We start from the raw sequence: 15,143 nt of genomic DNA, 5'->3' as shown, positions 1-15,143 counted from the left end.
GATTCATCAACGTGATAGGTTGTGCAACCATCTAAGAGTATGCGTCATACCTCATATTTAAACTCACACTTTGGTTAAGGTCACACTAACAATTGGTCTACGTTTGTCACCTAGCGAATTAACGCTATATTTACATGAGTCGGGGCCACTTATAATTACAAAACTATCATGCACTCATCCATTCTTAGTAAATTGCTGCTCACATTAATCACCGTGTTTGCTTTAGTTTTGGCGGGCTCAACCTCTTATCAATATTGGCAGCAAAAAGATCTCATCCATTCCGTGCTAAGTGAGCAGTTACACGACAAAGCCAGTAACTACTTTGATAGCCTGAATATGATGATGCTGACTGGCACCATGGCACAAAAAGAGACGCTACGCCAAAAAGCATTAGCACAAGATGGGATTGAACAAGTTCGCGTCATTCGAGCGCCCTCTTTGAATAAGATTTATGGCCCAGGAAGCACAGATCAACAACCTAAAGATGAAATTGATCAACGGGCATTACAAGGAGAAATGGTTATAGAGCCCTACCAATCCGATTGGGGGGAAGGCATCGTGGTCGCGTTACCAATGAAATCGAGTGAAAACTACCGAGGAACTAATTGCGTAGCTTGCCATATCGCACCGGAAGGTGAAGTGCTTGGTGTGATTCGTCTTGAGTTTAATCTTAACCACTTAACGCAAATGGTGAATCATCGCACTCTTATTGGTGTCGGCATTATGTCGGTTATTGCGCTGTTTGGTTTTATGTTGACGCTGTTTTTTATGCGTAGAATTATCGTTCTGCCTTTGCAAAAAACATCGGCATTTATGTGTGCTGTCAGTAAAAGTAAAGATCTTTCCCATCGACTCGAAAACGATAGAAAAGATGAACTCGGACAACTGTCGGTATCCATCAACTCACTGATGGATACGGTGTCAGACAGTTTGCAACAAGTGCAAGACACTTCCCATTCCCTTGCTGATTCAGCCAAAAAGCTTACGAATGTCGCGCAAGTCACCGATCAGGCGGCCAACAATCAACAAAAAGAAACCGCAGAAGTGCAAACCAACATCACGGATATGCAAGGTAAGCAGCAACAAGTTGAGTTTGCTACCGAAGAAGCGTCTAAATTGATCAATCACACCACCAGTATTGTTCAGCAAAGTGCCAAGCAAGCACACGCAGCCAGTGAAGATATCAAAAATCTGGTGGGCGATATTGAGGCGGTCAAACAGCGTATTGTGGAATTAAATAATCAAACTGGCCAAGTATCGTCCATTCTTGGCGTGATCAAAGGCATTGCCGAGCAGACTAACTTACTTGCGCTCAATGCCGCTATTGAGGCGGCGCGAGCGGGCGAACAAGGTCGTGGTTTTGCTGTCGTTGCAGATGAAGTGCGTCATCTTGCATCACGCACCACGGAAGCCACCGGCAATATTGAAAATATCATCGCGGGATTTCAGCGTGACAGCAAAGCCTCACTCTCTTCTGTAGATAACGTCTGCTCTCATGCGCATCAGCGCTCATCCGAAGTGGAGGAACTCTCTGCCGCCATGACTCGTGTAGTCAGCGAAATGCAGCAAGTACTAAGCCATGCTATGGGCATTCAAGAGCAGACCAAACGCACGACGGAAGTCAGTCATGAGATCCAGAATAAAGTTGAAGTCATCACTCATCACGCGAACAACACATCACAATCGGCAAGTGAGACGCGTGAGATCAGCATCGATCTTGAACATTTATCACAACAATTAGAATCCTTGCTGAATCAATTTACTTTGATTGCTAAGAATTCTGCGCGGAAACCACATTAAAGGTTGAAGCTGACAAATTGACAGGTAATATGTTCCGTTGAATCTGTAAAACTCTCTACAACCCGATGTTTCGTCTATTTTTTGCGCAATGAATGCAGCAAATGGCATCGGGGTGTCTTTTATCTCAACGGAGACTGTAATAAACATGACTTACGCGCCTGTAAATGACGTACTCAGCGGCAAGCTCGCAGTAGACAGTGAAGTCACTGTTCGCGGCTGGATTCGCACACGTCGTGATTCCAAAGCTGGAATTTCGTTTCTTGCCATCTATGACGGCTCTTGTTTCAACCCGATTCAGGCCGTGGTTCCTAATAATCTCAATAATTACGACAACGAAGTTCTGAAGCTCACTACAGGCTGTTCCGTTGAAGTAACCGGTAAGATTGTTGAATCTCCAGCTTCAGGCCAAGCATTTGAGCTAGCTGCGTCTGACGTAAAAGTCGTCGGTTGGGTTGAAGATGCCGACACTTACCCAATGGCGAAAACTCGTCATTCAATTGAATATCTGCGTGAAGTGGCTCACCTGCGTCCACGTACTAACGTGATCGGTGCGGTTGCGCGTGTTCGTAACTGTTTGGCGCAAGCGATTCACCGTTTCTACCATGAGCAAGGTTACTTCTGGGTTTCAGCTCCACTGATCACCGCTTCTGATGCAGAAGGCGCAGGTGAAATGTTCCGCGTTTCAACGCTGGATATGGAAAACCTGCCGCGTACTGATGCAGGTAAAGTGGATTACAACCAAGACTTCTTTGGTAAAGAAACCTTCCTGACCGTATCAGGCCAACTCAACGCGGAAGCTTACGCTTGTGCGATCAGCAAAGTGTACACTTTCGGCCCAACATTCCGTGCGGAAAACTCAAACACCAGCCGTCACTTGGCGGAATTCTGGATGGTTGAACCTGAAGTTGCGTTTGCTGACCTGAACACTGTAGCAAAACTGGCTGAAGACATGCTGAAGTACGTGTTCAAAGCCGTACTGGCAGAGCGTCGTGACGATCTTGAGTTCTTTAACGATCGTATCAACAACGAAGTGATTGCCCGTCTTGAACAGTTTGTAGATTCAGATTTCGCACAAGTGGATTACACCGATGCGATTGAAATTCTGAAAAACTGCGGCAAAACGTTTGAGTTCCCTGTTGAATGGGGCATTGATTTGGCTTCTGAGCACGAGCGTTTCCTTGCAGAAGAGCACTTCAAAGCACCGGTTATCGTGAAGAACTATCCAAAAGACATCAAAGCCTTCTACATGCGTATGAACGAAGATGGCAAAACTGTTGCGGCGATGGACGTATTGGCACCGGGCATTGGTGAAATCATCGGCGGTTCACAGCGTGAAGAGCGTTTGGATATTCTTGATGCGCGTATGCGTGAATTTGGCATCGATCCTGAGCACATGGACTGGTATCGCGACCTGCGCCGTTACGGCACAGTGCCGCACGCGGGCTTTGGTCTGGGCTTCGAGCGTCTAGTCTCTTACGTCACTGGTATGGGCAACGTGCGTGACGTGATCCCATTCCCACGTACCCCACGCAGCGCGAGTTTCTAATTCCGCTCTGTTGAATGTAAAAACCGTCTCAAGCGAGACGGTTTTTTTATACCTCAAGCTCACTCTTATTGGCTTTTCTGCTGGCTTTTAGCTATTTGCAGTAGATAAAAATGGTGTATCGGCCCATAACCTTGGCCGATCCTCAATTGATCGGCATGCGCAATCGCTTGGTGGATATACTGTTTGGCTTTATCCACCGCTTCCACTAACTCAGCCCCCTGCGCTAAGTATGAGGCGATCGCAGATGAGAGTGAGCAGCCCGTACCATGCGTATTCTTCGTAGCAATACGGGGCGCACAGAAATGACGACTATCACCACTTTGAATCAGTAAGTCATCACTGTTGGCTTGCTGATGGTCGTGACCGCCTTTGAGCAGTACCGCTGGTGTGTTTAACTGACTAAGCGCGGTAATACCCTGCTGCGGATTCTGCTGCCATTCTTGTTGCGTCATCCCCACTAAAACCGCCGCTTCTGGCAGATTAGGCGTAATGAGATTGGCTAACGGTAATAGCTCGCGTTTTAACGTCTCGACTGCCTCTGCCGCCAATAAATGATGGCCACTGGTTGAGATCATCACTGGGTCGAGCACAATCCATTTCGGTTGATATTGGCGTAATTTCTTAGCAACCAGAGCGATGATTGGGGCATCCGCCAACATACCAATTTTGACTGCCAAGACGGGAATATCGCTAAACACGGCGTCTAACTGTTGCTCAACCACCGTTGATGGCAAAGGAAAAACGGCGGAAACACCCTGCGTATTTTGTGCGGTAATCGCGGTAATCACTGAGCAGGCGTACCCCCCTGTCGCTGAAATGGCTTTGATATCGGCTTGAATTCCAGCACCACCACCGCTATCTGAGCCTGCGATAGTCAGCACTATGGGAGTATGAATAGAAGAGATTGTTGACATAAAAGCTCCTGTGAAAACAGGAACTGATCCCAAACTGCAAATCAATGGTGAGACAATACCAGCGGTTGAGGATAGTTCCCTACGTCAGTCCTAACTGAATCAGGTTCAACGGGTCTCGCTACGCGATCTCAGCCTTTGATTCGCACGTTGTTATACCCAAACTACTTGGAGTTGCAGGTAGGCGGCAAGTGAGTTCATCCCCATGAGCATAGATAAACTATGTGATTGGGGTGAACGAACGTAGCCAACACCGCTGCAGCTTCAAGTAAGAAGGGTATATACGCTCTCAGGCTCCCCGACTATAAGTTGCATCTTAGCAGTATTCACGAATATCGAAAGCCATGAAGGTGTTCTATTACATAAAAAAATGCACAACTATTCCCAATTTTTCAGCCAAGTGAAAATTTTTCGATATTTTCTTTCAGGTGCTGTTGTCACCTGAATTCGCGGGAGGTATAAATACGGTAAATTTTGATGAGTTTAATCATCCCTTCCCACCCTAACTTGACATGGATGTGCTTTATGTTCGAAAAAGTCGTTGCCGCTCCCGCTGACCCTATCCTAGGTTTAACTGAAGAGTTCAAAAAAGACCCTCGTACCGACAAAATTAACCTCGGTGTAGGTATTTATAAGAATGAAGCAGGTGAAACCCCAGTTCTCGCTACTGTAAAGAAAGCGGAAGCTGCACTGCTTGAGTCAGAGAAAACCAAATCTTATCTGACGATTGAAGGGACAGCTGAATACGGTTTAGCCGTACAAAAACTGCTGTTCGGCGCGAATTCGGACATAGTGACACAAAAACTGGCAAAAACAGCGCAAGCACCTGGTGGAACTGGTGCGCTGCGTGTGGCGGGTGAATTTATTAAGCGTCAACTGGGCGATGTGAAAGTCTGGATCAGTAACCCGACTTGGGCTAACCATCACGGTGTGTTCAATGCCGCTGGCTTAGAAACTACGCAATACGCTTATTATGATGCCAAAGCCAAAGACAAAGATTTTGCCGCTATGCTGGCAGATTTAGAGCAGGCAGAGAAAGGCGATGTGGTTTTACTGCACGGCTGCTGCCACAATCCAACGGGTATTGACCCAACAGAGCAAGAGTGGGAAGTACTGGCGAAATTGGTGGCAAACAAAGGCTTACTGCCTCTGTTTGACTTTGCTTACCAAGGCTTTGCTTCAGGCGTAGAAGAAGACGCAGCTGGCCTACGTATTTTTGCGAAATACAACTCTGAGATTCTGGTTGCCAGCTCTTTCTCAAAGAACTTTGGCTTGTACAACGAACGTGTCGGTGCATTCACGCTGGTTGCACCTTCAACGGCCGTTGCAGAGACGGCGTTCTCACAAGTTAAAGCGATTATCCGCTCTATCTACTCAAACCCACCAGCTCACGGTGCTGCCGTCGTCACTTACATTCTGAACAATCCAGAATTACGTGCAGAATGGGAAGCCGAAGTCGCGGAAATGCGTGAACGCATTCAAGAGATGCGCGTACTTTTCGTTAACACATTGAAAGAAGTGGGTGTAGACGCTGACTTTAGCTTTATCGAGCGTCAAAACGGCATGTTCTCTTTCTCTGGCCTAAGCAAAGAGCAAGTTGCACGCCTCAAATCAGAGTTGGGTATCTATATCGTCGGCTCTGGCCGCATCAGCGTAGCGGGGATGACCAAATCAAACATGCTACCATTGTGCCAAGGCATTGCTGCGGTGATGTAATCGCATCGTCAATGACTCTCTTAAACCGGCTGGAATATGGCCGGTTTTTGTTTTTTACTGTTCATATACCCAAACTACTTGGAGTTGCAGGTAGGCGGCAAGTGAGTTCCTCCCCATGAGCATAGATACACTATGTGATTGGGGTGAACGAACGTAGCCAACACCGCTGCAGCTTCAAGTAGGAAGGGTATAGATAGACTCCTTTCCCTCTCTCTGCGTGCTCCGATTAGCCCTAAGGCAATAAATTGAGGTAGTATGGTCTGCCATACCGCCAAAAACATCGCCTAACGCATGTTTGTAACGATAGGAGCCTCCATGGACGCCGAGTTAATCGAGATTCAACAATTCCTGCAACAGCATCCACCTTTTGATGCCTTACCCAACGAACGACTACCAGAAATCGCTCAACAAATTGAAATTGCCTACTTTCGTAAGGACACACCGATTATTGGCTATAAACAAGCCATCAGTGATTTATATTTGGTTCGTAGTGGTGCGGTCGAAGTCTATCGACGTCATGGTGAGCTGTACAATCGACTGACGGAAGGCAGTCTATTTGGACAAATGGGGTTATTAACGCGTAACCAAGTGTCTTTCGCGGTCACTGCAATTGAAGATACGCTACTGTACTGTTTGCCTGAAGCGCTCTTTCACCGTTTACACCAAGAGTTTGATAGTTTTGCCGATTTTGTTGAAGTAGAGCAAGCCGTACGCTTGCGTCAAACCGTTGCTAAACAAAAAGAACAAAATGATCTTATCACCAGCAAAGTCAAACAGCTGTTAACACGTCAAGCGCCAGCGATAGACAAACAAGCCTCTATTCAACAGGCGGCACAGCGCATGGCAGATGAAAACGTCTCTGCGCTGCTGATCCTCGATCACCAGATCCTGCTTGATACAGAAGATGACTCAACGCCCGTGGTCGGCATTGTCACGGAACGAGATCTCTGCCGACGCGTCTTGGCGCAAGGTATGGATGTCACACAGACCGTCAGTCAAGTCATGACTCATGAGGTCATCTCGCTGGATCATAACGCTTACGTCTATGAAGCCATGCTCGCCATGCTACGCAATAACGTTCACCATCTCCCTGTATTAAAAGAAAGGCAGCCGATTGGCATCATCGATATGACCGACATCGTACGCCATGAGTCGCAAAACTCATTGCTTTTAGTCAGTCGTATCTACCAGCAAACGTGCATGGATGATTTGGCTCAACTCGCCAATGAAGTCAAAGCAAGCTTCGTACGTTTAGTTAACGAAGACGCCAATTCACACATGATTGGTACTGCGATGTCGACCATTGGCCGCGCTTTCACTCAGCGCATCATTGAATTAGTCGAGGCCGAGCTGGGTGCTGCGCCGCTACCCTACTGTTTTGTCGCCTTTGGTTCGATGGGACGCGATGAGCAACTGATTGTGACCGATCAAGATAATGCTCTGATTTTAGATGATCGCTACGATGTGCAGCAGCATGGTGCTTATTTTGCTCAATTTGCTGAGTTGGTGTGTAGGGGATTAGACCGCTGCGGATACCCATTGTGTGACGGTGATATCATGGCTAGCAATCCGCAATGGCGCATGACTCGCAAAGAATGGGAAACCTGCTTTGCTGACTGGATTGATAATCCCAACCCGCAAGCTCTGCTCAATGCGTCGATTTTTTTTGATCTCGATGGTGTCTATGGACGCACCAAATGGGCCGAGCAACTGTCTGGTTTCATTGTACGCCGCGCCAGACGCAATCAGCGATTTTTAGCCTGTTTGGCGCGTAATGCGCTCAATCGCACGCCGCCACTGGGCTTTTTTAAGAATTTCGTGATGGAAAAAGATGGACGCCATAACAACTCCATCAATTTGAAACGTCGCGGGACAGCACCACTGGCGGATTTGATCCGCGTACATGCCCTCGCCGCAGGTTCACGCGCTAAAAACTCATTTGAACGTTTAGATGATGTAATTGAAGCAGGATTGCTCCCGCAAGGTAAAGGCAAAGATCTGCGTGATGCCTTGGAATTCATCGCGATGGTGCGGATTCGCCATCAAGCGATTGATGTTGAACAAGAGCGTGAAGCCGACAACAGCATCGAGCCGGAAAATCTTTCGGACTTTGAACGACGCAACTTAAAAGATGCGTTTCAGATCCTCAGTAACGGGCAGAATTATCTTAAGTATCGTTACCAAGCCAACCAACATTTTAAGTGAGCGTCATGTTCGATTCTGCGATTTACTGGCCCGCTCGGTTTGCTCACTTAGCCCAGCAGGCTCGGCAATCCAGTTTACAACGCTTTTATGCTCAACCTCTGGTTGAAGGCTCAACACCGATTCATCAGTGCTCACTGGTTGCCCTCGATTTTGAAACAACGGGACTGAATGCCGAGCAAGATGCCATTGTGAGTATCGGTTTAGTGCCTTTTACTACTCAACGGATTTTTCTTAATCAAGCTCGGTACTGGTTAGTAAAACCCTCTCAACCATTTGAAGAGGAATCGATAGTGTTCCATGGGATCACGCACTCCGAGTTACAACAGGCGCGAGATCCAGAACAGGTATTGAAAGAATTACTCGAGGAGTTACACGGTAAGATTGTCGTCGTACACTTTAGGCATATTGAACGTGAATTTTTGCGCCAGAGTAGCCTGAATATATGGGGCGAGGCGATCGAATTTCCCGTGATCGATACATTAGAAATTGAACGTCAGTTACTGGATAAACAACGCTCGCTGTGGCAACACATTACACGTCGACCTCTGCCCTCCATACGCCTTGGGCAATCACGGATACGCTATCACTTACCGCCCTACTCACCTCACCATGCACTGACGGATGCCATTGCGACCGCAGAACTTTTTCAAGCGCAGTGCGCGCACCATCTCCCCCCCCACACCGCCATTCAGTCTCTGTGGCTTTAGCCTCTGTACTTAAGAGCTCTATATAGGTCTTTGACCGCGAATCGAAACTCGAAATGACGAGATGCATAAGAACGAAAAAGGAGCGCATCAAGCGCTCCTTAATCAAACTTTGTCTGTGACGTCATTACAGTTTAAAACGACGGATCTCTTGTTCTAACTCATGCGACAGTTCAGACAACTCTGCAGCTTGTTCAGCAGCGGAGTGAGCTTCTTGCGCGAGATCATTTGAAACATCACGAATACCTACGGTATTGCGAGTGATTTCCGAAGTCACAGAGGCTTGCTCTTCAGCCGCTGACGCAATTTGCGTCGCCATATCACTGATACGTTCTACCGTTTTATGGATCTGCTCCAAGCTAACCGAAGCTTCATTAGCATCATCAACACTGGTGTCCGCGAGGCGACGGCTGTCGTCCATAATACCTACCGCTTTACCTGTGGTGGCTTGCAGCGTTTCAATCATCTGCTGAATTTCTTTGGTCGACGCGTGGGTACGTTGGCTCAACACACGAACTTCATCAGCCACGACAGCAAAACCACGCCCTTGCTCGCCCGCACGGGCAGCTTCAATGGCCGCATTGAGCGCCAGTAGGTTAGTCTGTTCAGCGATGTTCTGAATCGTCGACAGAATCGTACTGATTTGGTGACCATGCGCTTCCAGCTCTTGAATGACTTCGGTCGCGACTTGCACTTCTTCAGCCAAAGATTGAATCGAACGCTGCGTTTGAGTGACTTGACCTGCGCCATGGACACACGCCGTCACGGCTTCACCTGCGTTTTGCGCCGTGTGATCCGCGTTACCCGCAATTTCTTGAGTGGCAGCAGCCATCTCATTGATTGCGGTAGCCACCATGTTGATTTCATCTTGTTGCAAGCGAATTCGGCTACTGCGCTCTTCCGCTTGTGCCGCCGTCACTTTCGACTGCTGCGCCAATGCGGCTGAAACATGGCTTAACTTGAGTACCATGGTGTGCATGTTGCTCACGAAGGTATTGAAGTTGCTTGCCAGTTGTCCGACTTCATCATCACTGCGAGGCTCTAAACGTTGTGTCAAATCGGCATCACCAGAGGCTATTTCCTCCAGCGCTTTCGATACACGGCCCAAGTCACGGAACAAGAAGCTGACGAGCCAAGAGACAATCACAACCACAATCACAGTGATCAGCAGCGCAGTAGTGATAAGGCCTGTTAACAACTCGGAATGAGAGGCGTATTCGGTATTGCTATCCATCTGTACCGCAAAATACCAAGGAGTATCAGGTACAGCGGTGAAAAAGAAGAACTTCGCTACGCCATTCAGTTTAAGCGCGAGCAATTGACCTTGATCTGCGGCACGCTCAATAGTGCGCATATCTAAGGCAGAGGTGAGCGTGGTAACAGGCTTCAATAATAAGGATTTTTCTGGATGAGCTAAAAACGAACCGTTTTGACCATCAATCAGCATGGTTTGTGCATTTTTTCCTGCATCCATACTGATCACGTCCGCAATCAGCTGATCAATGAGGACATCGGCGCCAACCACACCACTCATATTACCGTTAAGGCGAACAGGTTCTGCAATCGTCACAAGCAGTGCGCCAGTTATCGCATCACTGTAAGCGGTGGTGATGATCTGCTTACCCGCACTGGCTGCATCTTTATACCAAGGGCGCGTACGTGGATCATAATCCGCACGATTACGCTCTGGATGCGAACGATACATCGCGCCGTCAGTCGTACCGTAAAAAATATCGTCAAAACCACCCGCATTGCGTGCTTGTTGCAGATAAGGGACAACATCTTGTGCTTCAATATGAGCATTAAACGCAGTACTAATTGATTTACGGATAGAAATCCAATCTGAGATGCCTTTAGCAGCGGTCGAAGAAATTGCGTCAGCACGAGTATAAACCGCATTGCTGGTTTGCTGTTGCAATTGACTGGCGGAAAACCAAGTCAATGCCGTCGCCATTACCACCACTGCCGATAAACTTGCGCCAATCAGTTTGTGTTTTAGTGTTAATTTCATTATTTTAAACAAAAAGTTGGAACGAAGGAGTCGCGATATTAAACACTATTCGATTAAAGCGCACTCGTTTTGTCATTTTTTCTGACAACTTATCACAGACCTAAATTAACCATTTATGTTATAAGGCCTTAAACAGGAATTACTGGCTGCTACCAAACTTTCAATCTCCACACAACGTGATTCCCCTCGCAAAATCACATATAGCTAAAGGATATAAGCTTATGAATAGAAAATATCTGATAAAGACAGTTCTCAACAACATATGTTGTGCATTTTTTTACAGTTCTGTTATCTTTCGCGCTTAAATGAGACCTGCAATTTCCTGTTATACCGCCCGGTCAGCAAAATTGCAGTAAACTCTTAAGCTATCTTCGTATTTCACTTTGTTATCGGTTCATTTCTATATGATTCGTGTGTCCAGCGCCGTGCAACGTCATGCGCAAAAACTGATTGTACTTTTCTCCCTGTTGTTTGGGGCTTCTTTATTAATGTCTGATGATGGTTTTGCTACAGACATTAAAAATACTAGCGCCTCTTCTGCAGTCAATTCAGAATCTACTAAGCCAACAAAAGCTGGCGAAGTTAAAAATGTGGTTCGCTTTGCCAAAACAGGATCGTTTGAGAACGACACCGTTGTTCGTCTAGCTCGCCAGTTGGCGAAAAAGCCTTATGTTGCTTTAAAAGATCCGCTACCGGAGAGTTTGGCTAAGATCAGTTATGATGAGTATCGTGATATTCGTTTTAAACCCGATAGCGCTGTGTGGAAATCTGATGGTTTGCCATACCAAATGCAACTATTCCATCGTGGTTTCTTCTTCCAAGATCTGATTGAAATTGCGCTTGTTGAAGGCAATAAAGCCACACATTTAAGCTACGATCCGAATATGTTCACCGCTGGCGAAGTTCTACAACAGAACCTGCCTACTGAAGATATTGGTTATAGTGGCCTTCGTGTACATTACCCTCTCAATAGTGCAGCATATTTTGATGAACTATTTGTATTCCAAGGAGCAAGCTACTTCCGTGCTCTGGGTAAAGGCAATGCTTATGGCTTATCTGCTCGTGGCTTAGCCATTAAAACTGCCGATCCTACGGGTGAAGAGTTCCCTATTTTCCGCGCATTCTGGGTGGAGAAGCCAAACTACGACACCAACTTGATTGTGGTTCATGCCCTACTGGATAGCCCAAGCGTGTCTGGCGCCTATCGTTTCTCTATTCGTCCAGGAGAAAATACTCGTATGGACGTCGAGGCGGTACTCTTCCCACGTGTAGAGTTAAGCAAAGTTGGTCTAGCGCCAGCAACCAGTATGTTCATGCATTCGCCAAATGGCCGTGAGAAGACTGATGATTTCCGTCCTTCTGTACATGATTCTGATGGTTTATTGATGATCAACGGACGTGGTGAGCGTTTGTGGCGTCCATTGGCTAACCCTAGCACACTGCAAGTGAGCGCCTTTATGGATAACTCACCGCAAGGTTTTGGCCTGATGCAGCGTGAGCGCGATTACGCGAACTACCAAGATTTGGAAGCTCATTACGAAAAACGCCCAAGTCTGTGGGTTGAACCGGTCGGTAACTGGGGTCCTGGTGCTGTTGTGTTGACAGAAATTCCAACTCAATCAGAAATTCACGACAACATCGTTGCTTTCTGGAAGCCAGCTCAACCACTTGCGGCAGGTAGCGAATATCGTTTCTCTTACCACCTCAACTGGGGCGCTCAGCCTGAAAAGAATCCACAAGCGATCACTGTGAGCCGCACTGCGAGTGGACGTGCCGATATTGCTAAACCAACACCAAAACGTTTATTTGTGATTGATTACCAAGTCCAAGGTGTAAAACCTGCGCAAATGCCAGAACCAAAAGTGCGCAGTAATGCTGGGGTAATCAGTAACGTTGTATTACGTGATAACCCTGCCAACAATGGCTATCGCTTATCATTTGAATTTGATCCAACCGAAGTTACGCTGGCCGAATTGCGTGCAGAGCTAATTTTGAAAGAAGCACGTCCAGTGGAAACTTGGCTGTATCGTTGGACCCTGTAGTTAGTACTCGGATTTTTTATGACAAACCCAATGGTTGAAAAAGGAGCCTCCCAGTTAATGGGGGGCTCTGCCATGCCGCCAGAACAGCACGGCGAGATGCCGGAACAAAATCTTAAACGACTTAGTGAGGGTTTTCCGCGCGACCCGATTAAAACGGATGGGGTTAAATCCTGCTCTTGGCGACGTGTGTTCGTCGTCGGCTTCGCTTTACTTATTTCTGCTTTTGCTATTTTTGAAATGCGCGGCGTATTTTTAGTTGGTAGACTGACCCCCATCGAATACGCTGTTTTGGTTCTCTTTGCCATCAACTTCTGCTGGATTGCTTTAGCCTTCTCAAGCTCAATTGCCGGATTTTTTGTCCTCGCTAGCCGCAAACAAACCGCTCCCCTAGACCTGCCCCTAACGACACGAACAGCGATTTTGATGCCAACCTATAACGAAGCACCAGATCGCGTCTTTGCCGCAGTCGAAACCATGGCTTTAGCTCTAGCGGATACGGAACACGGGCATGCCTTCGATTGGTTTATTCTCAGCGATACCACCGACCCTGAGGTGGCTCTATCTGAAGAACAAGCCTTCTGGTTACTACGCCAGCAAACCGCAAACAAAGCTAACGTATACTATCGGCGGCGGCGTAAAAACATTGCGCGCAAAGCCGGTAATGTCGCCGATTTTTGCCGTCGTTGGGGTTCTGGGTATGACCATTTATTAGTATTAGATGCCGATAGCGTTATGCAGCCAACTACCATGATTTCATTGGCTCAACGCATGCAAAGTGACCCAGATGCTGGATTGATTCAAACCATTCCTGCGCTAATCAATGGTACGACGCTCATGGCTCGTGTGCAGCAGTTTGCCGCTCGCATCTATGGTCCAGTGGTCGGTACTGGTCTGGCTTGGTGGGTGCAAAAAGAAGGTAACTTCTGGGGACACAACGCGATTATTCGTACCGAAGCCTTTATGAGTGCCGCTGGCCTACCGCATTTATCTGGTAGACCGCCTTTTGGTGGACATATTCTCAGTCATGATTTCGTTGAAGCCGCTTTAATTCGTCGTGCAGGCTGGAGTGTCACCATTGCCGCTGATCTCAGTGGCTCTTTTGAAGAGTGCCCTCCTTCGATTATTGATTTAGCAGTACGTGATCGCCGTTGGTGCCAAGGTAACTTACAGCATAGCCGTATCATTGCTACAAGAGGCCTACACTGGGTCAGTCGTTTGCACCTCACCACGGGCATTATGTCTTATCTATCTTCACCATTTTGGTTGCTGTTAATCTTGTCTGGTTTGTTGCTGGCACTGCAAGCGCACTATATTCGTCCTGAATATTTTACCGAGCAGTTTTCACTGTTCCCGACTTGGCCGGTCATGGACTCAACACGCGCGTTGCAATTGTTTTACATCACCATGGGTATTCTATTTAGCCCGAAAATTTTCGGATTACTGCTACTGATGTTTGATGGTGACATGTGTCGAACATTAGGGGGAAGAGTGAGAGTCATACTCAGCGCGATTACTGAGATCCTGCTCTCTGCACTAGTCGCGCCAATCATGATGCTCATCCACTGCGGAGCCGTTATATCGATCCTGTTTGGGCGAGATAGTGGTTGGGCTCCTCAACGACGTGATGACGGTAGTTTGCCAATCAAAGATTTGCTGTACCGCCACCGTTGGCACATGACCGCTGGATTGCTCCTTGGTTATGCAGCGATGCTCGACTCATGGACTCTGCTAGCGTGGATGTCTCCGGCCTTAATCGGTTTGTGGTTCTCTGTGCCACTTTCTGGGATCACAGCCTCATACACCATCGGGGCTTGGTTTAAGCAAAAACGTATTCTTGCAACACCAGAAGAGATTGAAACACCGGAGATTGTGCTTGCTGCCCAAGCCCGTCGTGACGAGTATGTATCTGATCTTCAGGAAGTGTGGAACGCTCGAATGGTACTTGCCGATCAAAACTTGATCGCTTTACATATTGCGATGATGGATAAACTGCCGTCACGTCAACCCGGAACCGCGATTGAACCTTTAGATGCAGTAGCACGCATTAAAGTACAGGAAGCGGAAAGTCAAGAAAGCCTACTGGCACTCCTGACCAAAGTCGAACTGAGTTATGTTCTGGGTAATCCCCTGCTGATTCAGCAAGTCGCTAAACTGCCACCAACACTTATCAATGACACCATTGAACCACAGGCACTCCAAAGAGCCTAA

Annotated in this window: 9 protein-coding genes; 7 read left to right on the top strand and 2 right to left on the bottom strand. The window is 47.4% G+C overall.

What is annotated here, in order from left to right; all coding sequences use genetic code 11:
- The first annotated feature begins 168 nt into the window (after window positions 1–168).
- Window positions 169–1,800, top strand: coding sequence for a methyl-accepting chemotaxis protein (locus R4537_RS11135; protein WP_071179515.1), 1,632 nt, complete (start codon window positions 169–171; stop codon window positions 1,798–1,800).
- Between the two features lie 145 nt (window positions 1,801–1,945).
- Complete coding sequence (gene asnS, locus R4537_RS11130; RefSeq protein ID WP_000220369.1) at window positions 1,946–3,346, top strand: asparagine--tRNA ligase; 1,401 nt, start codon at window positions 1,946–1,948, stop codon at window positions 3,344–3,346.
- 65 nt (window positions 3,347–3,411) lie between these two features.
- On the opposite strand, the gene thiD is transcribed toward asnS, so the two are convergent.
- Window positions 3,412–4,260, bottom strand: a complete 849-nt coding sequence (gene thiD, locus R4537_RS11125; RefSeq protein ID WP_071179514.1) for a bifunctional hydroxymethylpyrimidine kinase/phosphomethylpyrimidine kinase — start codon at window positions 4,258–4,260, stop codon at window positions 3,412–3,414.
- Window positions 4,261–4,782: 522 nt separating this feature from the next.
- Between thiD and R4537_RS11120 the strand changes: the two genes are divergently transcribed.
- The 3 genes from R4537_RS11120 to R4537_RS11110 all read left to right on the top strand — a co-directional run bounded on the left by R4537_RS11120 (window position 4,783) and on the right by R4537_RS11110 (window position 8,885).
- Window positions 4,783–5,973, top strand: coding sequence for an amino acid aminotransferase (locus R4537_RS11120; RefSeq protein WP_032479957.1), 1,191 nt, complete (start codon window positions 4,783–4,785; stop codon window positions 5,971–5,973).
- 315 nt (window positions 5,974–6,288) lie between these two features.
- Complete coding sequence (locus R4537_RS11115; RefSeq protein WP_071179513.1) at window positions 6,289–8,178, top strand: CBS domain-containing protein; 1,890 nt, start codon at window positions 6,289–6,291, stop codon at window positions 8,176–8,178.
- 5 nt (window positions 8,179–8,183) lie between these two features.
- Complete coding sequence (locus tag R4537_RS11110; protein ID WP_071179512.1) at window positions 8,184–8,885, top strand: 3'-5' exonuclease; 702 nt, start codon at window positions 8,184–8,186, stop codon at window positions 8,883–8,885.
- A gap of 124 nt (window positions 8,886–9,009) precedes the next feature.
- On the opposite strand, the gene R4537_RS11105 is transcribed toward R4537_RS11110, so the two are convergent.
- Window positions 9,010–10,893: a methyl-accepting chemotaxis protein gene (locus tag R4537_RS11105; protein WP_071179511.1), complete on the bottom strand. Its 1,884-nt coding sequence runs from the start codon at window positions 10,891–10,893 to the stop codon at window positions 9,010–9,012.
- A 404-nt stretch (window positions 10,894–11,297) separates the two neighbouring features.
- On the opposite strand from R4537_RS11105, the gene R4537_RS11100 reads away from it, so the two are divergent.
- Window positions 11,298–12,935, top strand: a complete 1,638-nt coding sequence (locus R4537_RS11100; protein WP_071179510.1) for a glucan biosynthesis protein G — start codon at window positions 11,298–11,300, stop codon at window positions 12,933–12,935.
- Between the two features lie 72 nt (window positions 12,936–13,007).
- Window positions 13,008–15,143, top strand: coding sequence for a glucans biosynthesis glucosyltransferase MdoH (gene mdoH / locus R4537_RS11095; protein ID WP_235859134.1), 2,136 nt, complete (start codon window positions 13,008–13,010; stop codon window positions 15,141–15,143).

Origin of the sequence: Vibrio paracholerae (assembly GCF_037672085.1) — a bacterium.
GTDB lineage: Bacteria > Pseudomonadota > Gammaproteobacteria > Enterobacterales > Vibrionaceae > Vibrio > Vibrio cholerae.
The sequence above is the reverse complement of the archived record's forward strand: the minus strand, read 5'-3'. Positions and strand labels throughout refer to the sequence as shown.

Bases quoted from the DNA above. Each gene is read 5' to 3' on its own strand.
- R4537_RS11120 (WP_032479957.1), top strand. From the start codon at position 4,783: ATGTTCGAAAAAGTCGTTGCCGCTCCCGCTGACCCTATCCTAGGTTTA.
- asnS (WP_000220369.1), top strand. From the start codon at position 1,946: ATGACTTACGCGCCTGTAAATGACGTACTCAGCGGCAAGCTCGCAGTA.
- R4537_RS11100 (WP_071179510.1), top strand. From the start codon at position 11,298: ATGATTCGTGTGTCCAGCGCCGTGCAACGTCATGCGCAAAAACTGATT.
- R4537_RS11110 (WP_071179512.1), top strand. From the start codon at position 8,184: ATGTTCGATTCTGCGATTTACTGGCCCGCTCGGTTTGCTCACTTAGCC.
- thiD (WP_071179514.1), bottom strand. From the start codon at position 4,260: ATGTCAACAATCTCTTCTATTCATACTCCCATAGTGCTGACTATCGCA.
- R4537_RS11135 (WP_071179515.1), top strand. From the start codon at position 169: ATGCACTCATCCATTCTTAGTAAATTGCTGCTCACATTAATCACCGTG.
- R4537_RS11115 (WP_071179513.1), top strand. From the start codon at position 6,289: ATGGACGCCGAGTTAATCGAGATTCAACAATTCCTGCAACAGCATCCA.
- R4537_RS11105 (WP_071179511.1), bottom strand. From the start codon at position 10,893: ATGAAATTAACACTAAAACACAAACTGATTGGCGCAAGTTTATCGGCA.
- mdoH (WP_235859134.1), top strand. From the start codon at position 13,008: ATGCCGCCAGAACAGCACGGCGAGATGCCGGAACAAAATCTTAAACGA.